General features: G+C 41.5%; 18 protein-coding genes. 10 read left to right on the forward strand and 8 right to left on the reverse strand.

The window, feature by feature from the left end; translation table 11 throughout:
- Genes ACFQZX_RS07670 through ACFQZX_RS07680 form a run of 3 tightly spaced genes read left to right on the forward strand, consistent with a single transcriptional unit; the run spans window position 1 to window position 3,354 of the window.
- On the forward strand, window positions 1-1,005 hold the full coding sequence (locus ACFQZX_RS07670; RefSeq protein ID WP_377113337.1) for a PorP/SprF family type IX secretion system membrane protein: 1,005 nt from the start codon (window positions 1-3) through the stop codon (window positions 1,003-1,005).
- An 18-nt stretch (window positions 1,006-1,023) separates the two neighbouring features.
- Window positions 1,024-3,000: an OmpA family protein gene (locus ACFQZX_RS07675; RefSeq protein ID WP_377113340.1), complete on the forward strand. Its 1,977-nt coding sequence runs from the start codon at window positions 1,024-1,026 to the stop codon at window positions 2,998-3,000.
- A gap of 15 nt (window positions 3,001-3,015) precedes the next feature.
- Window positions 3,016-3,354, forward strand: coding sequence for a hypothetical protein (locus tag ACFQZX_RS07680; protein ID WP_377113343.1), 339 nt, complete (start codon window positions 3,016-3,018; stop codon window positions 3,352-3,354).
- A gap of 33 nt (window positions 3,355-3,387) precedes the next feature.
- Here the strand turns inward: ACFQZX_RS07680 and ACFQZX_RS07685 are convergent, their stop codons facing one another.
- From ACFQZX_RS07685 to ACFQZX_RS07700, 4 genes are all read right to left on the reverse strand, one after another.
- On the reverse strand, window positions 3,388-3,792 hold the full coding sequence (locus tag ACFQZX_RS07685; protein WP_377113345.1) for a response regulator: 405 nt from the start codon (window positions 3,790-3,792) through the stop codon (window positions 3,388-3,390).
- On the reverse strand, window positions 3,792-5,378 hold the full coding sequence (locus tag ACFQZX_RS07690) for a sensor histidine kinase (RefSeq protein WP_377113348.1): 1,587 nt from the start codon (window positions 5,376-5,378) through the stop codon (window positions 3,792-3,794). The genes ACFQZX_RS07685 and ACFQZX_RS07690 overlap by 1 nt, the downstream gene beginning before the upstream one ends.
- Before the next feature lie 187 nt (window positions 5,379-5,565).
- Window positions 5,566-5,754, reverse strand: coding sequence for a YtxH domain-containing protein (locus ACFQZX_RS07695; protein WP_377113351.1), 189 nt, complete (start codon window positions 5,752-5,754; stop codon window positions 5,566-5,568).
- 67 nt (window positions 5,755-5,821) lie between these two features.
- Window positions 5,822-6,178 carry an MmcQ/YjbR family DNA-binding protein gene (locus ACFQZX_RS07700; RefSeq protein WP_377113354.1) on the reverse strand — a complete coding sequence of 119 codons (357 nt, stop codon included), beginning with the start codon at window positions 6,176-6,178 and terminating at the stop codon, window positions 5,822-5,824.
- A 75-nt stretch (window positions 6,179-6,253) separates the two neighbouring features.
- On the opposite strand from ACFQZX_RS07700, the gene ACFQZX_RS07705 reads away from it, so the two are divergent.
- From ACFQZX_RS07705 to ACFQZX_RS07715, 3 genes are all read left to right on the forward strand, one after another.
- Window positions 6,254-7,738 carry an alpha-amylase gene (locus tag ACFQZX_RS07705; protein WP_377113357.1) on the forward strand — a complete coding sequence of 495 codons (1,485 nt, stop codon included), beginning with the start codon at window positions 6,254-6,256 and terminating at the stop codon, window positions 7,736-7,738.
- A 352-nt stretch (window positions 7,739-8,090) separates the two neighbouring features.
- Window positions 8,091-9,086 (forward strand): NAD-dependent epimerase/dehydratase family protein, encoded by a 996-nt coding sequence (locus ACFQZX_RS07710; RefSeq protein ID WP_377113360.1) that lies wholly within the window; start codon window positions 8,091-8,093, stop codon window positions 9,084-9,086.
- A gap of 69 nt (window positions 9,087-9,155) precedes the next feature.
- Window positions 9,156-9,344, forward strand: a complete 189-nt coding sequence (locus tag ACFQZX_RS07715; RefSeq protein ID WP_377113363.1) for a hypothetical protein — start codon at window positions 9,156-9,158, stop codon at window positions 9,342-9,344.
- A 75-nt stretch (window positions 9,345-9,419) separates the two neighbouring features.
- Here the strand turns inward: ACFQZX_RS07715 and gldB are convergent, their stop codons facing one another.
- Entirely contained in the window at window positions 9,420-10,466 is a 1,047-nt protein-coding gene (gene gldB, locus ACFQZX_RS07720; protein ID WP_449288927.1) for a gliding motility lipoprotein GldB, read from the reverse strand.
- 70 nt (window positions 10,467-10,536) lie between these two features.
- On the opposite strand from gldB, the gene ACFQZX_RS07725 reads away from it, so the two are divergent.
- Complete coding sequence (locus tag ACFQZX_RS07725; protein ID WP_377113369.1) at window positions 10,537-12,186, forward strand: NAD+ synthase; 1,650 nt, start codon at window positions 10,537-10,539, stop codon at window positions 12,184-12,186.
- A 79-nt stretch (window positions 12,187-12,265) separates the two neighbouring features.
- Window positions 12,266-12,886 (forward strand): DUF4136 domain-containing protein, encoded by a 621-nt coding sequence (locus tag ACFQZX_RS07730; protein ID WP_377113372.1) that lies wholly within the window; start codon window positions 12,266-12,268, stop codon window positions 12,884-12,886.
- Between the two features lie 69 nt (window positions 12,887-12,955).
- Here the strand turns inward: ACFQZX_RS07730 and ACFQZX_RS07735 are convergent, their stop codons facing one another.
- Window positions 12,956-13,183 carry a hypothetical protein gene (locus tag ACFQZX_RS07735; protein WP_377113375.1) on the reverse strand — a complete coding sequence of 76 codons (228 nt, stop codon included), beginning with the start codon at window positions 13,181-13,183 and terminating at the stop codon, window positions 12,956-12,958.
- Window positions 13,184-13,202: 19 nt separating this feature from the next.
- Window positions 13,203-16,838, reverse strand: coding sequence for a T9SS type A sorting domain-containing protein (locus ACFQZX_RS07740; RefSeq protein WP_377113378.1), 3,636 nt, complete (start codon window positions 16,836-16,838; stop codon window positions 13,203-13,205).
- A gap of 399 nt (window positions 16,839-17,237) precedes the next feature.
- Between ACFQZX_RS07740 and ACFQZX_RS07745 the strand changes: the two genes are divergently transcribed.
- Entirely contained in the window at window positions 17,238-20,969 is a 3,732-nt protein-coding gene (locus tag ACFQZX_RS07745; RefSeq protein WP_377113381.1) for a S8 family serine peptidase, read from the forward strand.
- A 46-nt stretch (window positions 20,970-21,015) separates the two neighbouring features.
- Here the strand turns inward: ACFQZX_RS07745 and ACFQZX_RS07750 are convergent, their stop codons facing one another.
- Complete coding sequence (locus ACFQZX_RS07750; protein ID WP_377113384.1) at window positions 21,016-21,510, reverse strand: hypothetical protein; 495 nt, start codon at window positions 21,508-21,510, stop codon at window positions 21,016-21,018.
- A 228-nt stretch (window positions 21,511-21,738) separates the two neighbouring features.
- Here ACFQZX_RS07750 and ggt point away from each other — a divergent pair, with 228 nt between their 5' ends.
- Entirely contained in the window at window positions 21,739-23,433 is a 1,695-nt protein-coding gene (gene ggt, locus ACFQZX_RS07755; protein WP_377113387.1) for a gamma-glutamyltransferase, read from the forward strand.
- The last annotated feature ends 29 nt before the right edge of the window (window positions 23,434-23,462 follow it).

A 23,462-nucleotide genomic window follows, 5' to 3' on the forward strand; every position in this document is an offset into this window, starting at 1 on the left:
ATGAGAAAATTGATAATAATTATGATAGCGGCGCTGCTCCAGGTTGGAGCAGCAAACCGCCTTTCAGCACAGATAGATCCGCATTTTTCGCAATACTATGCTTATCCGCTTTATCTTAACCCAGCACTTACCGGTGTTATAAACGGCGACCTGCGGGTTAACGGAAATTTCAAAAATCAGTACGCTAATATCAATAACGCTTATCAAACCGGTGCAATATCGGCAGATTTCAGACCGACCGAAAAAGTTGGCGTAGGCCTTAATATCATTAACCAGGCTGCAGGCGATATCGGTTACAATTATTTTGCTGCTTATGGTTCATTTGCTTATGCTATAGCCGTATCAAACGACGGTTATAAGAAGGTAAGCTTTGGCGTACAGGCGGGGTTGATCAACCGGTACTTCGATGCTACTAAAGCGCAATACGGCAGCCAGTTCAACTCAAGCAGCGGTTTTGACCCAACCCTGCCAAGTAACGAAAACTTTCTAAATACAAACGCTACAGTTTTTGATGCCGGGGCCGGAGCGTTTTACTATGACGGTGATCCATCACATTCGGCCAATTTGTTTGGCGGGTTAAGTGTATCTCACCTTGCACGTTCTAAAGACCCTATTGCCACCAGTACAGGCACATCAGCAAGATTACCTATGCGGTATACCGCCCACGCGGGGGTACGCTTTAAGGTGAATGACGGGTTCGACCTTGTACCGCATGCGATTTATATGAGGCAGCAAAAAGCCGAAGAAAAGGCAGCGGGCGCTTACAGCGAATTAAAGATAGATGGCGACAAGGGGCTGATCCTTGGTGGAATGTATAGGTTCAAAGATGCCGCCGTAGCTAACGTAGGATACCATGTAAATAGCCTGATCATAGGTGCAAGCTATGATTTTAATACATCATCATTAAACAGGGCAACCTTTGGGCAGGGTGGTTTGGAATTATCAATAAGCTATGTGTTCCGCAAGCGAATACAGGAGCCCGAGCCTATTTGTCCACGCTTATAACCTGCCGATAAACACATTATGAAAAAGAAACTATTAACTATCCTGATGCTAATGGCCAGCGCAGCGGGTTACGCGCAATATAGCAAAGATAACCCGCGCGCGTTAGGCGATAAGGCATTTGATAACAAGGATTTTTACGAGGCCGCCTATTATTACCGCAGGGCTGCCGAAGGTATGAGTCTTATAACCCAGCAGTCTATTCCCTATAGTGGTGGTGGTAAAACTCTAAAGGCTGTAAAAAACACCAAACCGTCCGACGGTGCATATATCAGCTACCGCTTAGGTGAGTCTTACCGCGGGTACGAAAATTACCTAGAGGCTGAACCCTGGTATGCCAAAGTACTGGAAGAAGGCAGTGAGGCGCAGTATCCGCTAAGCCGGCTTTGGTATGGGGTGTGCCTGAGGGCTAATCAACATTTTGATGAGGCTATCGCCCAGCTTACACAATTTAATACTGCTTTTAAGGGCGAAGCTAAATACAGGGCAGTTGCCGAAAAGGAGATCATGAACTGCCGCTTTGCAAAAGAACAGTATAAGTATCCGTTACTAATTGATATGAGCAAAAGAAGCGGGTCATGGAATTCGGACGGGTCTGATTATGCCATGTATCTAAAAGATGGTAATACTTACTTTACCTCATCCAGATTTGTAAAAGATGAAAAAACACACCTCAACAGGCTTTATACCATGAAAAATGATGGTAGTGCCGAACCGCAGGTTGTAAAATTTAAAAGTGATGAAAGTATAAAAGATATTGAGTATGGCACACCGGCTTTTACCCCGGATGGCCAGCGCATGTACTTTACCCGCTGGTTTAAAATAGGCAGTAAAAGCACTTATGCCATCTACTGGAGCCACAGGGAAGCAGGCGACACCTGGAGTACACCTCAAAAATTAAATAATAACGTAAATGCTGAAGGTTACAACTCTATTCAGCCGTTTGTAACTGCCGATGGTAAACAATTATATTTTGTGTCCACCAAACCGGGCGGCCGGGGTGGCGATGATATCTGGGTGGCTGATCTGGATAACAACGGTAGCCCTTTAAACTCAGTTAATCTGGGTAGTAATGTAAATACCAATATGAATGAGCAGGCACCTTACTACGATGTGCTGAGTAAACGGCTTGTTTATAGCTCTAAAGGATTTATTGGTTTAGGCGGTTATGATTTTTTTGAAAGTTATAACCAAAACGGCCGTTGGGCCACACCGGTCAATATGGGGTATCCGATGAACTCGGCGAAGGATGATCTATACTATGTACCCGATGGTTCAAATCCGAACAAGTTTTATATCAGCTCCGACCGCGAGTCTGACTGCTGCCTTAACCTGTTTGAGGGAATTGATAAGCGGTACATACTTACAGGCCTGGTGGTTGATTGCAATACCCGTAAGGCATTACCGGGCGTTAAAGTAAGTTTTGTGGACTCGCTTAGCAAGCAAACCATAAAAAATATAGTAACTGACGCAACAGCACGCTATACTTTTGAGGTCAGGACAAACAGGCCATATAATCTGGTACTCGAGAAGGCTGGTTACTTCACTAAGGTATTGCCTGTGCCTGCATCCGGTAAAATGAGCGGCGATACTTTATATAATCCTGAAATATGCCTGCAGGCGTTTAAGGTAGATAAGCCTATTGTTATTGAGAATGTGCTTTATGACTACGATAAAGCTACGTTGCGGGCAGAGTCAAAAACGATCTTAAACGGATTGGTGACCATTATGAAAGATAACCCGAAAATAAGGGTTGAGCTTGCTGCCCATACTGATTCTAAAGGAACTGACAGCTATAATTTGCGACTATCATATAAGCGTGCACAGGCTTGTGTAAACTACATTATCAGCATGGGTATAGACGAAAGCCGGATATATCCTAAAGGATATGGCGAACGCAAACCGATAGCACCAAACAAACTGCCTAATGGCAAAGATAACCCTGCCGGAAGGCAGCTGAACCGACGTACAGAATTCACCGTGATAAAATTAGAGTAGTAAGGAGAACCAATTATGAAAAATAATGCTATTGCTATTACCAGGCCAACCCTTAAAACAAAGGGATTTTCCACCCACCACATTGATATTTTTAATTTGATACTTCGGGGTAAAACAAACCGTGAAATTAATGAGATGCTTGGGTACACAAAAAGATCTCATGCGGTTGTAGATCATTCGCGTAAAGTTATGTATAAGCTGCTTGCATTAGAGGAGCTTTGCCGAAAGGATCATGAAGACAGGATAGTTTACCCACGCAATTACCAGTTTTGGTGGAAAAAGCTGCTGGATAAACACATGCAGGCACTTTTGTCTGTAGCTATCGCTCCAAGCTTTTATGATGATAATAAGTAAAAAAAACCGGTGCACACCAGCACCGGTTTTTTTTTAAGCATGTAATTGGGATAGAATGTCATGCAGATGATTTACCGTTAAAGGTTTTACAATAAAACCAGTTACCAGTTCAATTGCTTTTGCACGTTCGTAATCTGCCTGGTCTATAGATGAGCTTACAATATAAACTGTTATCCTTTTACTAAAACCAGGCATTATGGCAGCAAACTCATCTAAAAACTGCCAGCCGTCAAGCACAGGCATATTCAGGTCAAGCAGAATCAGGTCTGGCAAGTCCTGCGTGTGCTGCATGTTTGCTATCAAAAAATCAAGGGCAACCTGCCCGTTATGAAAAAATATGGTTTTTTCGGCAATGTCTGCTTTGGCAATAATACGCTTAACCGAAAATGTATATATCTCATCATCATCAACTACACACGCGATACTTATTTTTTTCATTAAAATATAATTTTAAAAGTGGATCCTTTTCCCGGTGAACTTTCAACTTCAATATGCCCGCCCTGCGATTCTACCTGAGTTTTTACCAGGAATAATCCTACGCCATGCGCATCTTTTCGGTCATGAAAGGTTTTATATAACCCAAATATCTTACTTCCGTGTAGTTTTAAGTCTATACCTAAACCGTTATCTGTACACTCCATAATTGTTTCAAGGTTGTTATTTTTATAGGTACTTATTTTTATGCGCAAAGGTACCTGCTGATTTCTGTATTTTATGCAATTGGATATTAAGTTTGTAAGTATGCTTTCGAGGTAAATTTTGGGGAAGCTGACATTTTTAACCTGCAAATCTATATCTATACGGGCGTTATTAATGTTCAGGTCAGAGCGAAAGATATTTACTACCCGTTCAATTTCTGTTTTTATATCAAGCACTTCACTTTCAATAACGGTATCTTTTATACGGATGGCTTCAGAAAGGTCTTCAAGTGTTTGGTTAAGTGCACTGCTTACACTGTTCATTTTACCAAACAACTCTGCATTGCCTTCATCAAGTTTAGTTACATCAACTAATGATGAAATAAGGGCCATATTACTGGCATGATTGCGAATATTATGTGATAATATATGCGTAAAGTTTTTTAGTTGCTGATTATTTTGGGTGGTTAGCTCCAGAGATTTGTTAAGGGCCAGCTCATTTATTTTATAACGGTCTATATCCATAAATATACCACGAAGCTTAGTTGTATGGGTTATCCTGTCAACCAAAGGTTCGCCGGTAGAACGTACCCATATTGTATTGCCTTTTGCGGTGGTCATCTGTAGCTCCAGGTCCCATTTAACACCGTTTCTGAGGGCGTTGTCAATGGCTGCATCTATCATTTGCAGGTAAGGCCCGGAAAAGTACTCAGATGCCTTATAAATTCTCAGATCAGCATCATAAGGCAGCTCGAAAATATCATACACAGTATTGCTCCATGTTCGCTTATCATTTAACAGGTCGGCCTCCCAGCCACCAACACGGCTTATACGGCCAGCTTCAGATAATAAAAACTCACTTGCGGCCAGTTTATCCTCTACTGCTTTGCGTTTTTCTATTTCGGCTTCAAGGTCTTTAATAGTTCTTAGGTTAAACGCTAAGGGAATCACCCTGTAAAGCGCGTAAACAGTAAAAATTGAGACAATAGCTGTTAAAAAACGTACCAGTGCGCTAAAGCGGTAAACAGGCCACCAGAAAATGCCTGCATCAATCAGATGCGTTGCGCCGCATAGTAATATGAATGCTACAAATAGCAGGAAAATTTTATGAAAAGGTAGGTCCTTTCGTTTGCGTACAAGCCTGAGTAATAATAAAGGAATAGCGAAATAAGAGGCCCAGATGCCAATGTCTGAAACTATGTATAACCAGCCATGAAAATCTGTCCATGTGCCGCAATGCCAGCGGGCAGGGAAATCCGCAGTGTCAAATAGCTTACTAAAGAAATCGGTGACCTGCTCACTTAAGGAGGCTTTTGAAGCAACATGAACATGAGGTTTTTCGCAGTATTTTCCGCAAATACTTACACTGTCGGTCAATGGGTTCAAGATTTCGCTGTTACTTTAATCAGCTAATATATACGTTAGCATACCCTTCTAAAAATTTATTGGCGTTATTTAAATTATACTGTTAGCAGTTAAACATTGGTTAATAAATAGTTAAGTATTACTTAATTGCAGGGTATTGGGGCATTTGCAAAAAAAAAGCCTTCCGGGATTGGAAGGCTTTAACGTTTTATGATTTTACCCGCTCGGCAATAATGTCTGCCTGGTCGGTTGCAAAGTTTTTAGCCTTGTCAATCCATTCAGGCGCTTTGTCTGTAATATCATCTAATACCGATCTTCCGTCAGCCCTTTTTTTGGTTAAATAATTTATTCCTAACCCAACGGCAGCGCCAACTGCTATAAATTTAATTAAGCCCATGATTTTTTTATTTAAGTAAATGTTACTTAAATATTTACAAGTATGATGCCAAAGCGGCTTAAGTTACTTAATCATTAACTGTTGTTTCAAGTTGCTTGATCAAGCTTTTGTTGGCCCTTAACTTCCATGCTTCTAATAAAAGTTGTTTAAGTTGGGCAGGCTCGACACTGGTCATGTTAACTAAAACATAATCGTAATTAAGGTAGTGATCAGTAATAAAAAATGTTTCGGGCTGTGTTTGCAGTAGTTCTTCGCGCGTGTTATTGGCTAATACCAATGTATTCCAATCATCCTGAAGCCGGCAGAAAATTTTCTTACCTGCGTAAAATGCCGGGGTGCCATAAGCTTTCTTTTCTGTTACACCTGGTAATGACAACAGGGTATTGCGCAAAAACTGCAGATGAACAAAGGTTTGATTTTCCATCAAACTAAAGTAATTAAAAACAGGTAAATAAAACCATAATTATGAAGTTGGGTTGTAGCTTCAATAAATTCAATTATGGAAAATTTTACAATGATGCAGTTTTTTGAATGGTATTTACCCGGAGGTGCCGGCCATTGGGAGCATTTGAAAAATGAAGCACAAAAGTTAAAGCAGATAGGGATAGATACAGTTTGGCTGCCACCGGCAAGTAAGGGCGCAGCAGGAGGGTACTCGGTAGGATATGATGTTTATGATATTTATGATTTAGGCGAGTTTGATCAAAAGGGTTCTGTTGCTACAAAATATGGCAGCAAACAGCAACTTATAGATGCGGTTAATGCGGCACACGAAGCAGGCTTAAATGTGTATGTGGATATTGTACTAAACCACATGGGAGGTGGCGACGAAACCGAACGCTTTACCGTGAAAAAAGTTAACCCTGAAAACCGTGAGGAGTTTATAAGTGACTCTTATGAGATTGAAGCTTTCACTAAATTTACTTTTCCGGGCAGGCAGGGGCAGTATTCGCAGTTTGTGTGGGATTGGCAATGCTTCAGCGGAGTAGATTTTGATAACTCAACCGGAGAAACTGCTATTTACAGTATCCAGAATCAGTATGGCGATGCATGGGAAAACGTGGTAGGCGATGAAAATGGAAATTTTGATTACTTGATGTTTAATGATATCGAGTTTCGGAACCCGGCAGTGCGCGACGAGTTGAAGCGATGGGGGAAATGGTATCATGATACCATAGGCTTCAATGGTATGCGGCTGGATGCTGTTAAGCATATCTCTTATGATTTTTTTAATGATTGGTTAGATTACATGCGTAACGAAACCGGGCAGGAATTTTTTACTGTTGGCGAGTACTGGAGTTACGATCTGCCTTTGTTGGAGCAGTATATTGAAGCTACCGGCGCGCGCATGTCGTTATTTGATGCGCCCTTACATAACAATATTCACCAGGCATCCGTACAAGGCAATGAGTACGATCTGACAAAAATATTTGATAATACGCTGGTTGCAGCCAATCCTGATAAAGCTGTTACATTAGTAGAGAATCATGACACCCAGCCATTACAATCGTTAACGCAACCTGTTGAGGCTTGGTTTAAACCATTGGCTTATGCGTTAATATTGCTGCGGGAAAAAGGGTATCCCTGCGTATTTTACGCTGACCTTTATGGGGCTTCTTATACAGACAAAGGCGATGATGGCAACGAGCATAACGTAAATATTGCATCGGTTGCAGAGCTTGAAGCGCTGCTGTACTTAAGAAAACATTTAACCTACGGTATGCAACGCGACTATTTTGACCATCCTAATTGTATAGGCTGGACACGCGAAGGAGATGATGAACACGATAGCTCTGGTTGCGCGGTTCTTTTATCAAACAGCGAAGAAGGCAGCAAGCACATGGAAATTGGTGTGCGCCATGCAGGTAAAATTTTTGTTGATTATTTAGGAAAGCACGATGCCAAGATAACCGTAGGCGATGATGGTTGGGCAGAATTTTTTGTACGTGCCGGGTCTGTTTCTGTATGGGGCGTTGAAAGGTAGCCGTTAGTGCTCTGTTTTAATACGTGGAATTAAATCAACGTTTCGGTGTAGCTATGCCGCAAGCGTAATGCATATCTTGAAGTTAAAGCATTGCCTTTTATTTAAGTTTTGCACCTTTTAAAGTTAGTTTGTTCTGCAATATTGGGCATATAGTATTATTGGTTATAGATAATTAATTGAAAAACATTTAGTTATACGTTTCTAATAACAATCGACCTACAACCATAGATTGTAAAACAGTAAGTCGGGCTTTACGCGGCTTGGTTTTTGTAAATTGTGAACCAAAGCATTTAAAAGGCTTGTGAATAATGCTATTTTTAAAGCAAATTATAAATTTAGATTCTAAAAGGATATGATCACTTCATTAATTACCGGCGGCGCCGGATTCATAGGTTCGCATGTAGCCAAACATTGTTTAGGCCTTGGCCATAAAGTTATAGTGTTAGACGACTTGAGCGGTGGCTTTGAAGACCACATACCAGAAGGCGCCGAGTTTATTAAAGGATCTATCAACGATGTGCCATTGTTAGAAAAGCTTTTTGCCGAGCATCAGTTTGATTATGTTTACCACCTGGCGGCTTATGCGGCAGAAGGATTATCTCACTTTATCCGCAGGTTTAATTATAATAATAACCTTATCGGTTCGGTGAACCTTATCAACCTTTCCGTGCTATATAAAGTTAAGTGTTTTGTATTTACCTCCTCAATTGCGGTGTATGGCGCGGGCCAGTTGCCAATGTTGGAGAGCATGGTGCCACAGCCGGAAGATCCGTACGGCGTTGCAAAGTACGCTGTTGAAATGGATCTTAAAGCAGCACATCACATGTTCGGCTTAAATTATGTGATCTTCCGTCCGCATAATGTATATGGCGAAAACCAAAACATCGGCGATAAGTACCGTAATGTTATTGGTATTTTTATGAACCAGATTATGCAGGATAAGCCAATGACCATATTTGGTGATGGCGAGCAAACCCGTGCCTTCAGTTATATTGATGATGTAGCACCGCATATTGCTAACTCAGTAAACATCCCTGCAGCTTACAACGAGGTATTTAATGTTGGCGCTGATAAGCCTTACACTGTTAATGAGTTGGTACAGGTAGTATCTAAAGAATTAGAAGTTGAGCCAAAAGTTACCTATCTGGAAGCACGCAAAGAGGTGATGCACGCGCATAGCGACCACTCAAAAGCCGCGGGTGTGTTTGGTAACAGCAAAAATGTAAGCCTGCAGGAAGGTATTGCAAAGATGGCTGCCTGGGCAAAAGTAGTGGGTTCACGCGCAAGCGCGGAGTTCGAAAATATTGAGATAGAGGAAAACCTGCCACAAGGCTGGAGCAAAAAATAATTAATTTTAGGGCGAAAATTAATGGCTTTTTTGGTAAACATTTATATTTTTGCCTCAAATTTATTAGCAATGGCATCATCAACTCAAAACGCAAATTCAGAAAAACATTACATAGCTTTAATATTAGCTATTGTTGTAGGTTTAGTAGGTGTTTTCATTCGCTTTGCCGATTTCGGCCTTGCATCTGCTATAGGTAATATCCTTATGGTTGTTGGTTCCATACTTGTGCTTAGGGCAGTATTTGCTATATTAAAGTAATCTTAATTAACCAAAATACAAAAGCGCTACCGGTTACCGGTAGCGCTTTTTTTATGTCTTATATCCGCTAATTAGTTACTCTTTCATATCTTTTGGCCTGTATTTAGATTCGTTTAATATTTTTTGCGCATCATGATCGGCCATTAACTGAGGGAGTGTAATGTCTGGGTGTTTATCCATGTATTGTTTTACTATCTGCCAGCCGGTCCATACAGCTAATTTAGGCGCAGAATCATTCTTGTCCCCTAAGCCCGGAGTAAAGGGCGCCTCGGTCAGATACTTTTGTATCTTTTGATAGTCGGTTTCATAAAGCAGGTTTTCTTCAAGAAAATATCCCCAGATGCTCCCTTTAAATTCCTCGCACCATTTAATTTGTTGTGCAGTGTATCCTATTTTGGTTGAGTCGGGCACATCGGGCAGTGTTTGGTCCATAAAGTACAATATCTTACCGTTATAAACCATTTTGGCCAGCAGCGATCTATCCTGCTCCCTTTCAGGAAACATGTCTTCGCGGGCAATGCCTTCAACAACGCGCGGCGCAATATTATCAGGCGTAAACCGGCGCGAAATATAATGCGGAAAACTTTCTACCAGCGCAGGGTAAAACCTTGAGTCGGCGCCAAGAAAAAGGTCCAACCCAATACCAAAGTAGCCGTCGCCAATAGATGTTTGCGCCTGAAAGCCGGAAAAGTAAGCATAAACTTTTGGAAGTTTTTTTTGTGGGAAGTAATATTTAATCCGCCTAAAGGCGTCTGTCAACTGTTCATTTTGTTTATCCATGTCCGGAAACGCTGCATCTACGTCATGTTTCAAATCGGTATATGCTTTGCCCTTAAATACCTCCCGAAGTGTTTTATAATAGGCGGTATCCTGTGCGCTGCCTACCTTTAAAATACGTTCGATAAAGTCCTGGTAAAATGCCCCGTATTTGCTGTATAGCAACCCAGCCTGCTGATCCATAGGTTTGGTGCGCATGGCATCAAAATCTTTGTCGAAACGTTGTATGGTTACGTTAACAGGAATATCACTTACGTCAACCTTTTTTTTCCGACCGCAGGCTGTTAACAAAGCCAGGGCGAAAAAACATATACAAATAACCGGTGTTTTATAAGAATTAAACATCACCATAGCGTTTTGGCAAAAATAATTTTTTTATTTGCATTAGCGCCGAAACCGCAGCTACTAACAACGTATGAAAATAGGATTAGCACAGCTTAATTATCATATTGGCAATTTTGAATCGAACACCAACAAAATTATACAGAGTATACGGGATGCAAAGCAAAAAGGTGCAGACCTGGTTGTATTTGCCGAGTTGTGTGTTTGTGGTTACCCGGCCCGCGACTTTTTAGAGTTTAATGAGTTTATTGAATTGTGCAATGAAGCTGCACAAAAAATAGCCGCCGAATGCCAGGATATCGCCTGTATCATAGGCATCCCAACCCATAATAATAAGCCAGAGGGTAAAGATCTTAATAACTCTGCATACTTTATTGAAAACGGGCAAGTAAAAGCAATAGTTAATAAGGCGCTTTTACCTAATTACGATATTTTTGATGAATACCGTTACTTTGAACCATCTACCCAGTTTAACTGCATTGATTTTAAAGGTAAACGTATCGCGCTGACTATTTGCGAAGACCTTTGGAATACCATTGAAAATCCGTTGTACGTTACGCGGCCAATGGATACCCTGATAGAGCAAAACCCCGATGTAATGATAAACATTGCCGCATCGCCTTTTGCTTATAATCACGACGAGGAACGCATAGCTATTTTAAGTGATAACGCACGCCGTTATAAATTGCCATTGCTTTATGTAAACCATGTTGGCGCACAAACAGAACTGATATTTGATGGCGGATCGCTCGTTTTTGATAAACAAGGTAACGCTGTTGACGAATTGCCTTATTTTACGGAGCATACAGCCTATTATACGCTTACCGATACAGGTGAAATTACCTTTGAGCATCAAACTACCATTAAGCCGCAGCGCGACAGCGATATACAACAAATACATGACGGCATTGTATTAGGTATACGCGATTACTTTTATAAATCTGGTTTTAAGCAGGCAATTTTAGGTCTTTCCGGAGGGATAGACTCTGCGGTGGTATGTGCATTAGCTGCGGAGGCACTTGGCCCGGAGAATGTGATGGCGGTTTTACTGCCTTCTAAATTTTCTACAGATCATTCTTTAAAGGATGCGAAAGACCTGGTAGAAAACCTGGGATGCAAATCTGAAGTGATTGCTATTGAGAAGATAACAAATGCGTTTGAGGAAGCTTTACATCCTCAGTTTAAAAATCTTCCCTTTAATATTGCAGAAGAGAACATTCAATCGCGAAGCAGGGCGGTACTTTTAATGGCCATGACCAATAAGTTTGGTTATATCCTGCTTAATACATCGAACAAAAGCGAAGTAGCTGTAGGTTACGGTACCTTATACGGAGATATGTGCGGTGGAATCTCGGTAATTGGCGATGTATTTAAATCGCAGGTATTTCAGCTGGCCAGATACATGAATCGCGAGCGGGAGATAATACCAGAGAATACTATTATTAAACCACCTTCAGCAGAGCTAAGGCCCGACCAAAAAGATACCGACTCATTACCTGAGTATGACACACTTGATGCCATACTGGTGCAATACGTAGAGCACCGGCGTTCTTCTGCAGAGATTATTAAGCAGGGTTTTGACGAGGAAACAGTACGTAAAGTATTACGGCTGGTTAACCTTGCAGAGCATAAACGTTATCAAACCCCACCAATTTTAAGGGTATCACCAAAGGCATTTGGTATGGGGCGGCGTATGCCACTGGTAGGGAAATATCTTACTTAAGAATTTTTATATTTAAGTATTTTACAATTAAACCTTTGCGCATATCTTAGTCTAACGGTTATAAAATCCTGGTGACATCATGAAAAGATATATTTATTTAGTATTGGCAGTAAGTTTTGTGTCGGTACTCTCTGCATGCAGCAGTTACAATTATTATGTTGCTGCAGCCAACAAAACCAACCTTAGCGCTTATAAAACCTTTGCCTGGGCCGCACCCATGAAAAACCCTAACAAACAATGGCGACCGCTTGATGAAATTGGGAACGGTAAGATACAAGAGGCAACCAGGCAGGCTTTGACGGCCAAAGGCCTTACCCTTCAGCAGGAAAACCCTGACTTATTGGTGCGTTATGGTACCGTGACGGGCCGCGGGACCAAGTATGAAGTTAGCTACCCTTATTATGGATACGGTTACCCTGGTTGGGGATGGGGTTGGGGCTATGGATATGGCTGGTACCGCCCATGGGGCTGGGGTGGCTATTACGGCGGATTTTACGGCCCGGGCTATGCACAAAAAGTACGGTATAAAGAAGGCACCATCATCATTGACCTTATAGACAGCAGAACACAGCAGATAGTATGGCGCGGCTATGGTGTTGGCGAATTGCAAAACCCTAAGAAAACCATGAACGATATTCCTAAAGTTGTTGATGGTATTATCAATCAGTTACAATTAGCCTCGCCTTCAGTAAAATCATAACTTCAAGATGTATATAAAAGCAAAAGGGATGCTCACAGCATCCCTTTTGCTTTTATATCGTGATAATAATTATTGAATAGCTGTTACTGCCTTATTTTTTTGATAAAGTTTATAGGCACCAAAAATAATAGCAGCAAAAACTAATACATAAACCCAGGTATCAAGGGGCAACTCGCAGGGAGTAGGATCATCAATATCATGACCTTCACAAGGATTTTCAAATGGCGGGTCGTCCGCTAAAACAACTGCTGCATTCAAAATAAAAATAATCAGGAAAAGAAAAATTCTTTTAATCATATAGTTAGTGTGTGATCAATTATAGCTTAATGAATTTACTATTGCCAATGGTTGCCCGTGTGCTGTTATCTGTTATTTGCACAAAGTAAGTTCCCGGCATTAAGTCACTTACATTGCCCTGCCAGTTGGAATTATTAGTAGTTACAGACTTTACTATGGTGCCTGTGCCGTTTGTTACACGGATACTATATGATGTGGCGTTGTTATTTGATGGTATGGCCACATTGATGGTACTGGCGGTTGGGTTTGGATATACGCTGATGGTGGCAAGTGCATTGTCACTTTTATAAGCATACATCACCTTTACAATATCCGAGTAGCTGATGGTGCCGTTTATATCATCTTGTTTAAGCCTGTACTGGTTTAACCCCTTAACGGGCGCTTTATCAATCAATACATACTTACCTAAATCTGATGAATGCAGGCTGCCGATGATCTCAAAGTTTTTACCGCCATCGGTACTACGTTCGATGGTGAAATTGGTATAATTGCTTTCGTTTTCGGTTGTCCATGCCAGTTGTACACCGGTGGTAACTTTAGAAGCATCAAAACCAAGCAGCTTTAAAGCCATTGCCGGATTCTGCCTTATAACAACTTTAAAGCGGTCTTTACCAAAGGTTGCCGGATTGGCTTTGTCTATATTGAAGTTATAAGTTTGGTTAGCGCGCAGATCAAGCGAATCTTTTGTAAAGCTATCCATCAGCCACACATCGTATAATTTCGGCAGATTTTCTATACCTGTTTTTTTAATTTGATAGATGCCCGAAGAGGTAGCGCTAACATAAACAGGTACTGTTTTTGCCTGTTGTGTTGGGTAAGGTATAGCATTGTTAGCTAAATAAACCTCATCGCTTGACAGTACCGACATACTTTCATATGCGCCGCTGCCGCCTATATCCACGCCATCTTCCTGTTCGTTGAATTTTTCGTCAGCACCATCCCGCAGTGCTATCAAAACATTATCATAATTTAAAGCATCAAGGTATAACTGTAATTTAATGCGGCTAATAGGTAATTCGCTGCCTTTGGGTAAGCCTAACAATAAATTAGAAGAAAGTGTGGTTTGCGATGAAGTTTTAGCATCTTCATTGATGGTAAGCGAAGCGGTAGAGCCGTCGGCACCGGTGTTTTTTACAAAAAACGCCTGGCCGCTCATAATAATATTGCCATTAGTAGCACCGCCTGTCGCCCTGGTATAGGCCTCATACTGATTGGTAATATAATTAAAGCCCCAGATAGTGTTGCTTATTTTACCTGTTGTATCAAAACCAACGGTTTTCTCCCAGTCAATTGCCGATGGATAGGGGTTACCAACAAGGGTAAGGCCCTGAAAGGCTGGTGATGCTGTGGTATGCTTTGTCCATGTAGTGTTGCCATAAAAATCTTTAATAGCAATAGGGCCTTGATTGATGGTTCCGGTATTTGAAAAAACCACGCTTTCTGGCGCTACATACGGTGGCGCGGTTTTAGCAGAAAGGTTATTGATTTTATCACCGCGATAATAAAACAAAAAGCCGGTACCTGGATACAAATAATTTGCCGCACCACCTACGGTTAAAGCAGGACCTGAAATATCTGTTACCGGCCTGAAGTTGCTGGAGGAAAATGATGAACTTGTGCCGGCGAAGTTTTCATTATATAAATAAATTGTTGCATTACCCGTTGATGTATAACCACCTGTAGCGCCGGTTACTATAGCGCTGGTTGCCATATAGCTCAAGGTGGAGACATTGTTTCCGGAAACAACATCCGTCCATACTGGCGACGATAAAATACGATAGTTACGGGTTGTGTAATTGCTTCGTGTCTGGTTATAGCCGCCTCCCCCTGTAACATAACGTTCAACAGCAACCGGGCCCGTTATTGCTGCTTTGGTAATATCTATTTTGGCAACAGACGCTGTACCTGCTGCTGAAGATTTGAGCGTTAAGGTATTACTATTAACTTTTAAGGTTCCTTTTGTTACTGTAATTGTACCTGTAACATTAAGCATGGCATTACCCGACGTTAAAGTCAGTGATTTATTTAAAGCGCCTTTATCAATATTAAGATTTGTAATTGTGGTTGTAACACCGCTGGAAAGAGTTAAGGATTTTGAGGTATTTCCGGTAAATGCAAGGCTGCCATCGCCAGTCATTTCTTTAGTTACAGTAAGCGAGGCGTTGTTCAAAGTCAATGTTTTACCGGTTTGTATATTCAAGCCTGCCACACTCAGGTCGGCGGTAGCAATAGGGGATGTGGTCGCAGTTGAAGGTATCAAAACATAAGAGCCATTAGGCGGGGCTGTTGCCGGAGTACCGACAGGCCCATATGGGCTGTAATATCGATAGGTGTCGTAGTACCAGTTGGTGTTGGTATTCCAGTCGCTTGTATTTCCAAGCCATTTGTAAGCAAGATAGGCTGTAAACTGCTGGCCGCTGTAATTCGTAGTCAGTGTTTTATTACCGCCGTTATTGTCATTATATTTAATCGAAATATTTTGAAGCCTGAGTGAATTTGTTTCGTTAATGTTATAATCAAAATCTGTTCTTAAATCAAATACAATAAAATAATATACAGGTGTGCTTGTTACAGGGGCAGCATACAGCTCCATGGAAGTGCTATAAGTTAAATTAGAGCTCCCGGGAGGTGTTATAGTATAAACCAACGTATCGGCCGTTACTGAAAATGAATTATCATAAGAGCGGTAAACCCTTATCGAACTGAAAAAGGTACTCATATTACCGTTGCTTAAGTCAAAAGACAACGAGGTTAAATTGTAAATACCTCTTGCCTCTATACTGTAACCTAAAGCGATAATATCTTTTTGGCCCTGGGCAATATTAGGATTGCTGATACCTACCGCATTAGTGTTTAATGCAGCGTTTGAAGTTAGTTTTATGGTTGGGCGGTAAATCTTCAGATCATCAAACTGAAAATTTTGACTGGCACGTCTTTCGTCCATTTCAAGCACTGTAAAAGAGTAGCTACTTAAACCCTCATTAAAGTTAACATCGCCCCCGCGCTGTGTACTTTTGTTTGAATAAACATAGTATGGATCTATGAAAAGCCGATATCTGCCTGATTCAACAACAAGCTTTATAATGTAAGTTTTACCGGGATCTAAATCATAACTAAATACAGATCTGGTATACCACTGCGATTCTTTTGAGTAAAACTGCAGCGATTTACCTACCTGACAAAAATAAAGGCCTTTGGCTGAATTGTCTGAAGATGGCGTTTTGCTGCTGGCATTGATCCAAAAACGCCATCCGCCTTTGTTATTCCCAAGACCACTTGGAGAAAAGTCTGTAACGTCGCTGCCATTCGCGTCAGAGGAAGTGTATTTATATAAGAAATCAAATTCATACCGGTTACCATCGGCAAGGTTAGTACCAGATGTCAGTAACGTGCCGGTAATTGCATTTACATAGGGAGTAGACCTGTTAACAGATCTTAAAGAACCGCTTCCGCTAAGTGGAGATGTTGAAGAAATTTGAATGCTCTGGTGACTCGTTGTTGTATCTCTTTGCGAGAAAGAATGCAAACTTCCGTCGTTAAATAAGTTGCTGTAAAAATAATCGGGAGAGCTATATGTATTTTCCTGCCCAAAAATATTTAATGATGTTACACAGCAAATAAATAAACAAAAAAAGGGTATTAACAGGGTTTTCAAATCAATAGAAATAAATACAATCAATCGTTCGCGCGTATGAAGTCAAAAACCATGCAAGCGTATTAATTTCAATGATTTACATTTACTATTCAAGTTTTTTTAGCCCTTAAATAAGCTTTATTATCTAAAACTAAATTCCTTAGAGCTATTAAGAGTGTTTTAAGTACACTTTATGTGTAAGTGAATACACAATTTGGGGATTATTTTCTACAGTTATTTTAGAGCATATTTTGAATGAAGTTAATATTACTCAACAAAAGTATTAGGAAGTAAATCGTATGGAATGTAAGTATTGTTAACCAATAGTAAATTACAAATGTCAGGCCAATTAACTTGTTAAATAATAATGTGATTTTATTATTCAAAAAGATTTAATTTTAGAAGCGTCATATTAGTAAAATGAGTAAAAGGTGCCTTGTCTTTCTTTTTATAATTATAGGGGTATCCAATTCATTTGCGCAGATACCGGTTGATTATAAAAAGCAATTGGAACTCAACGCTTTGTCGCAAACCTCCCGGCAAAATTTTTCAGTTAGGCATCAGAAAGCTTTATCCCTGGCAACGGCGAATAACTGGCCGGTGAAACGTATCTCACAATCGGGCAACATCTTGTCGTTGCAAACCGTAAATGGTCGCGGTTTTCCTGTTTATCTTATAACCCATAATAATACTATTGCTGCTGCTACAACAGGTACCACTGCAATACAGCCTGGTGGTAGCCTAAATCTTAATCTTACAGGTAGCAGCAGTTTTTTAAATAACAAACTGGGCATTTGGGACGGAGGCAGTGTTTACGCAGCGCATCGGGAATTTGCCGGTAAAAATATTACACTAAAAAATACCGCGGCTGTGGCAAACCATTCCACCCATGTTGCCGGTACAATGATAGCTAAAGGTGTGTACGCTCCCGCAAAAGGTATGGCTTACGGGGCGAATACCCTGCTTTCATGGGATTTTGATGATGACGTTACCGAAATGAGTGCGGCAGCATCGGGCTTGCTGTTGTCCAATCATTCTTACGGTGATGTTGGTGGATGGGATTATAACAGCACCAGTAACCGTTGGGAGTGGTATGGACTGCCCGGCGATACGGTTGATTATAACTTTGGTTTTTATGATTCGCGTGTGCAGGCATGGGATAAAATTGCTTATAATGCACCGTATTATCTGATTGTTGAATCGGCTGGCAACAGCAGATCAAGCAACGGCCCTGCAGAAGGAGAAACTTATTATGGCTTCACAAGCCGCACAAATCCAACTTTTATTAAGAAAGGCCCACGCCCTGCGGGTATCAGCAGCAATAATGGTTACGATATTATTACCACGACAGGTACAGCGAAAAATATACTTACTGTTGGAGCCGTTGGACCATTGCCTGATGGGCCTGCCAGTAGCCAGGATATTCAGATATCCTATTTTAGCAGTTGGGGGCCAACAGATGACGGCCGGATAAAGCCGGACATAGTTGGTGATGGTGAAAACGTGGTTTCTACAGGTTCGCAAAAAGCAAGCTCATACGTAACCTTATCAGGTACATCAATGGCGGCACCCAATATAACCGGGTCGCTTTACCTGCTGCAGGAATATTACGCGCAAAAGCATTCGGGAACATTTATGAGAGCCGCTACCTTAAAAGGCCTGGCCTGCCATACCGCTTTTGATGCAGGAAACACAGGGCCCGATTATATTTATGGATGGGGATTGCTTGACGCAAAAAAAGCGGCGCAGGCAATAACCGATAATGGCAATAAAAGCATTATAAATGAAAATAATCTTGTGCAAGGACAGACAAAAACCATCGAGGTAATTGCATCCGGCGACGGCCCTTTATCTGTTACCATCTCCTGGACAGACCCGGAAGGTACACCAACCCAGGGAACTACTATAAATGATCGTACACCAAAACTGGTGAACGACCTGGACCTGCGTATAAGCGATGGCGAGCAAACTTATAATCCATGGGTCTTAACCCCCGATAAGCCATCCGCCGCCGCAACATTAGGCGATAATATAAGGGATAATATAGAACAGGTATATATTGCCAATGCTGTGCCCGGAAAAAAATATGTTATAACTGTTTCACATAAAGGTACACTAAGAACCGGGAGCCAGGCTTATTCATTGATAGCAACTGGTACAGGGGGAAAGGTTTATTGTGCATCTGCTCCAAAATCGACATCAGATTCTAAGATCGTCAACTTTACCTTAGCAAATATCAATAAGACAGCCGGAGGCGGGTGTACTGGTTATACCGATTATACCGGCATCGCTTTGCAATTGGAGGCAGGTAAAACTTATCCGTTTAGTGTTTTACTGGGTACTTGTGGTGCAAACTTTAACAAGGCCGCTAAAATATTTGCCGATTGGGATGGAAGCGGCACTTTTGATGAAAATGAACTTGTGGCTACAACCGGAGTAATAAGTGCAAACGGTGTTTACTCGGGGAATATCACAGTGCCAGGCAGTGTTATACCGGGTAACATAAGCAGACTGAGAATAGTCTTGAATGAAACAGAAGACCCGAAAAGTATAAATGCATGCGGTGGTTATGCTAAAGGTGAAACGCAGGATTACCGCATTGAGTTTTTAAAACCTGCTAAAGATGCCGGCGCAATTGCTATCGTAAACAGCGATGCGGGTGTTATCTGTGAGGCATCAGTAGCGGTAACCGTGCGGCTTAAAAATTTTGGCACAGCTCCTATTAGCAATATACCGGTAACTGTAACGGTAACAGGGCCGGATAAGGTAATAACTACCTTTACCGAAACATTCACCGCCGAACTTGTTCCGCAGGAGGAAAGTGATTTTACTCTAAACGGAAAATTTAATACTACTGCAGGTGCAACTTATAGCGTTGTTGCCACAACCGGTCTTTCAGACGACCCTATATCAGCCAATAACACCGCAACAGGCAACATTGTTACAGGTATACCACCGCAAATAACCAACGCAGCCGCATATTATTGCAAAAATGCTGGTGGGTATCAGTTATCAGCCACTGGCGAGGGAGCGGTGCTATGGTATAAAAATGTAAATGATGCCGTGCCTATTGCGGCCGGATCGTTGGTATTAACCACACAGCAACCTGTAAATAATACCTTTTATGCCGGTCTTAATGATTTTGGGGGCAAAATAGGGCCGCAAAATAAACAGGTATTCACAAATGGTAGTTATAACCAGTTTACCCCTGGGGTTAAAGTAAATACGCAGATACCAGTTAATATAGAAAGTGCAAGATTATACATTGGTAATACAGGGAAAATTACTTTTACAGCAACTAATGATAATGGAGAAGTAGTATCAGCAGTAACCCTGGATGTTACTGCTACCCGTACAGCTGCGGCCCCCGGCGAATTGCCCAATGATCCGGCTGATGAAGGTAAGGTGTATTCCCTGAATTTATTGCTGCCTGCTGCAGGCAATTATACAATTACACCCGAATATGAAAACGGCGCCACTATCTTCAGGAATAACGTTGGTGTTGAGGGGTATCCGTTTAGCATCGGGGATGTTTTTAAGATAACAGGCAATACAGCCATACCCGATCAGAGCGAAACGGACACTACCTATTATAAAGGATTTTACTATTACTTTTATGATATGAAGGTGAGCAGCCCGGGTTGTGCATCTACCGAAAGGATGCCTGTTACAGTCATAAAGCCGGCCATCACTCAAACCGGGGATATGCTAACATCAAGTATCGCGAATGGTAACCAATGGTATCTGGAAGGTAAGGTTATAGCAGGAGCAACCGCTGCAAGCTATCAACCTATAGTTAGCGGAAGCTATACTGTACAAGTGGCGTTAAATGATGGTTGTACGGCTGAATCAGACCCTTTTAATTATGCGATGATTGCAAAGAACCCCGACAGATCTGAGATTGGTTTATCCGTATTTCCTGTACCGGCCAATGATTATCTGAATGTTGTGTTTACTGCAAAAACCGCTGCAGAGGTTAAATTGGCTATAGTGAATACTGCAGGTCAAGTGATGTTTCAAAGTACTTATAAAGCAAATGCAGGCAACTTTAGCGCGGCCATTAACACTACTGATTTACAACCTGGTGTTTACATGCTTCAAATAAATATAGGCCAAAAACGATATGCCAAAAAGGTAATAGTAGTTAAATAACCAAGGCAGGCTTTAATGCCTGCCATGGTTATTTCTTTCAGTTTTCTTAAAACGTATATTTTAATCCTAACCCAGGGGCAAGGTCAAAAAATGGGCCGGTGGCCAGTTCAACACGCGGGTTAAGGTCAAGGCTGATGCCTATTGGGGCGTCGGGTAATTTGTATTCGAGGCCTAAAACACCATCGGCACCTAATAAGATATGCCCATCATTATATATTTTATCATCAGAGCCAAAACGCTTGTACACACCGCTGCCAACGCTGCCAATGTGCCCGCCAAAACCATAATAAAACTTTAAGCCGGCTGTATTAAAAGCAGTTTGATGCAACTCATACAACCCGGAGATAACCACGCCGTGGCTTCTGATACCTAATACCCCTTCAAGCGCAGCGCTTTCATTCAAAAAGTATTTAACTGAGGGGCCGTTTTCATAGCCGCCAAATTTAAGTCCTACAGCTGTGCGGTAATCCTGGGCATCAGAGCGTTTTGAAAACAACAAAAAGCAGGTTAGTAAAAGAGCGGCAAAGGTAAATTTTTTCATTTTTTTTGAAGGTGTAAGTCATTTTTTGCAAGGCCATAAAGGCAAGCATTATTAAAAATCGTTGTGTAATAGTTACGTTATTAACGGCATAAATAGCTTTTTATGCTGATTAATTATAGCCAAAGCGAAAATTGTGTAGTATAATGTTGATTTTCAATATTGAAAATATGGAGTTAAGGGTTGTTATTGCGGTTATAAATGGTTTAAATTGCCCTTATTTATGTACTTATGATTTTTAAGAGAATATTTTGTTTTTATATAATCACATTGATTGTAACAGGTTTTACTGTTAAAGTATACGCGCAAAATAAAAGCAGCAATTATTATAGCAATGGCATGGTGGTATGCGCTTATCCGGATGCTGCCAATGTAGGGTTAGAGGTGCTTAAAAAAGGTGGTAATGCTGTTGACGCGGCTGTAGCAGTGCAATTTGCACTGGCCGTAACGCATCCGCAGGCGGGCAATATAGGTGGAGGTGGTTTTATGGTATACCGTTCCTCAAAAGGCGCTGTGAACTCGCTTGATTTTAGAGAGAAAGCCCCGGAGACGGCATCAGAAAACATGTATCAGGATGCAAAGGGCAATATAATAGCCGGCCTTAGTTTAGCTACTCACCGCGCATCCGGCATTCCTGGTTCTGTTGATGGGATGGTAACCGCTCATAAGAAGTATGGCAAACTTAAATGGGCACAGCTGGTGCAGCCTGCTGTTGATCTGGCTTTAAGGGGATTTAAGATAACAAAACAACTCGCATCAGACCTTAATCGGGCCGCAGAAGAGTTTAGGAAGCGCAACCCTGTAGAGAATTATTTACTAAAAGACGGCGGCTGGCAGGATGGTGATATTCTTGTTCAGGAAGATCTGGGGAAAACGCTTGAACTGATACGCGATAAAGGGCGGGCAGGTTTTTATGAAGGGAAAATAGCCGAGTTGGTGGCTGCCGAAATGAAAATAGGTAACGGGCTGATCACCAAAAATGATCTGGGGAATTATCATTCGGTTTGGCGCAAACCTATAACGGGTACATATAAAGATTTTAAGATTATTACCATGCCCCCACCTTCAAGCGGTGGCATTGCTTTACTACAGTTGCTGCACGCTGTAGAAAAATATCCTTTATTTCGCTGGGGTTTTAATCGCGACAGTACAGTGCAGTTACTGGTTGAGGCCGAGCGCCGGGTATATGCCGACCGGTCTAAATACCTTGGAGACCCTGATTTTTATAAAGTTCCGGTTGATAGCCTCCTCAACCCACAATATATTGAGAGCCGAATGAAAAACTTTGACTGGGCGGCTGCTACACCAAGTAACAGCATACAGCCTGGTTCATTTGTAGGTTATGAAAGCAGCCAAACTACCCATTACTCTATTGTGGATAAATATGGTAACGCGGTAGCTATAACTACTACGCTGAACGATAGTTTCGGGTCTAAAATATTTGTTGCCGGTGCAGGCTTTTTGCTGAATAATGAAATGGACGATTTTAGTTCGAAACCGGGCGTGCCAAATATGTATGGCCTGATTGGCGGCGAGGCAAACAGCATACAACCAGGAAAACGAATGTTATCAAGCATGACACCTACGATTATTGAAAAAGACGGTAAGCTGTTTATGATAGTAGGTACGCCGGGTGGATCCACAATCATAACTTCGGTTTTCCAGACGATACTGAATGTTATTGAGTTTAATATGGATATGCAGAACGCTGTAGCTGCCAGGAGGTTTCATCACCAATGGTTGCCAGATGTTGTTGAAACAGAAGCGCGCGCGTTGAATGATGATACACGGTCAAAACTCCAGCACAAAGGGTATAAGATAACCGGCAGCGGATCTATTGGCCGTGTTGACGCGATCCTGAAAACACCGCAAGGCTACCAGGGGGGTGCAGACCCGCGAGGCGATGATACAGCAATGGGTTGGTAAACCTTTGTAGTTTAAAAAACTGTTCCTTA

It is taken from the genome of Mucilaginibacter litoreus (assembly GCF_042676805.1).
Classification (GTDB): Bacteria; Bacteroidota; Bacteroidia; order Sphingobacteriales; family Sphingobacteriaceae; genus Mucilaginibacter; species Mucilaginibacter litoreus.

What these genes read in the sequence shown, in the direction of transcription:
- ACFQZX_RS07695 (WP_377113351.1), bottom strand. Translation starts at nt 5,754, where the DNA reads ATGGGCTTAATTAAATTTATAGCAGTTGGCGCTGCCGTTGGGTTAGGA.
- ACFQZX_RS07715 (WP_377113363.1), top strand. Translation starts at nt 9,156, where the DNA reads ATGGCATCATCAACTCAAAACGCAAATTCAGAAAAACATTACATAGCT.
- ACFQZX_RS07685 (WP_377113345.1), bottom strand. Translation starts at nt 3,792, where the DNA reads ATGAAAAAAATAAGTATCGCGTGTGTAGTTGATGATGATGAGATATAT.
- ACFQZX_RS07730 (WP_377113372.1), top strand. Translation starts at nt 12,266, where the DNA reads ATGAAAAGATATATTTATTTAGTATTGGCAGTAAGTTTTGTGTCGGTA.
- ACFQZX_RS07680 (WP_377113343.1), top strand. Translation starts at nt 3,016, where the DNA reads ATGAAAAATAATGCTATTGCTATTACCAGGCCAACCCTTAAAACAAAG.
- ACFQZX_RS07725 (WP_377113369.1), top strand. Translation starts at nt 10,537, where the DNA reads ATGAAAATAGGATTAGCACAGCTTAATTATCATATTGGCAATTTTGAA.
- ACFQZX_RS07675 (WP_377113340.1), top strand. Translation starts at nt 1,024, where the DNA reads ATGAAAAAGAAACTATTAACTATCCTGATGCTAATGGCCAGCGCAGCG.
- ACFQZX_RS07745 (WP_377113381.1), top strand. Translation starts at nt 17,238, where the DNA reads ATGAGTAAAAGGTGCCTTGTCTTTCTTTTTATAATTATAGGGGTATCC.
- ggt (WP_377113387.1), top strand. Translation starts at nt 21,739, where the DNA reads ATGATTTTTAAGAGAATATTTTGTTTTTATATAATCACATTGATTGTA.
- ACFQZX_RS07735 (WP_377113375.1), bottom strand. Translation starts at nt 13,183, where the DNA reads ATGATTAAAAGAATTTTTCTTTTCCTGATTATTTTTATTTTGAATGCA.
- ACFQZX_RS07710 (WP_377113360.1), top strand. Translation starts at nt 8,091, where the DNA reads ATGATCACTTCATTAATTACCGGCGGCGCCGGATTCATAGGTTCGCAT.
- ACFQZX_RS07750 (WP_377113384.1), bottom strand. Translation starts at nt 21,510, where the DNA reads ATGAAAAAATTTACCTTTGCCGCTCTTTTACTAACCTGCTTTTTGTTG.
- ACFQZX_RS07670 (WP_377113337.1), top strand. Translation starts at nt 1, where the DNA reads ATGAGAAAATTGATAATAATTATGATAGCGGCGCTGCTCCAGGTTGGA.
- ACFQZX_RS07705 (WP_377113357.1), top strand. Translation starts at nt 6,254, where the DNA reads ATGGAAAATTTTACAATGATGCAGTTTTTTGAATGGTATTTACCCGGA.
- gldB (WP_449288927.1), bottom strand. Translation starts at nt 10,466, where the DNA reads ATGTTTAATTCTTATAAAACACCGGTTATTTGTATATGTTTTTTCGCC.
- ACFQZX_RS07700 (WP_377113354.1), bottom strand. Translation starts at nt 6,178, where the DNA reads ATGGAAAATCAAACCTTTGTTCATCTGCAGTTTTTGCGCAATACCCTG.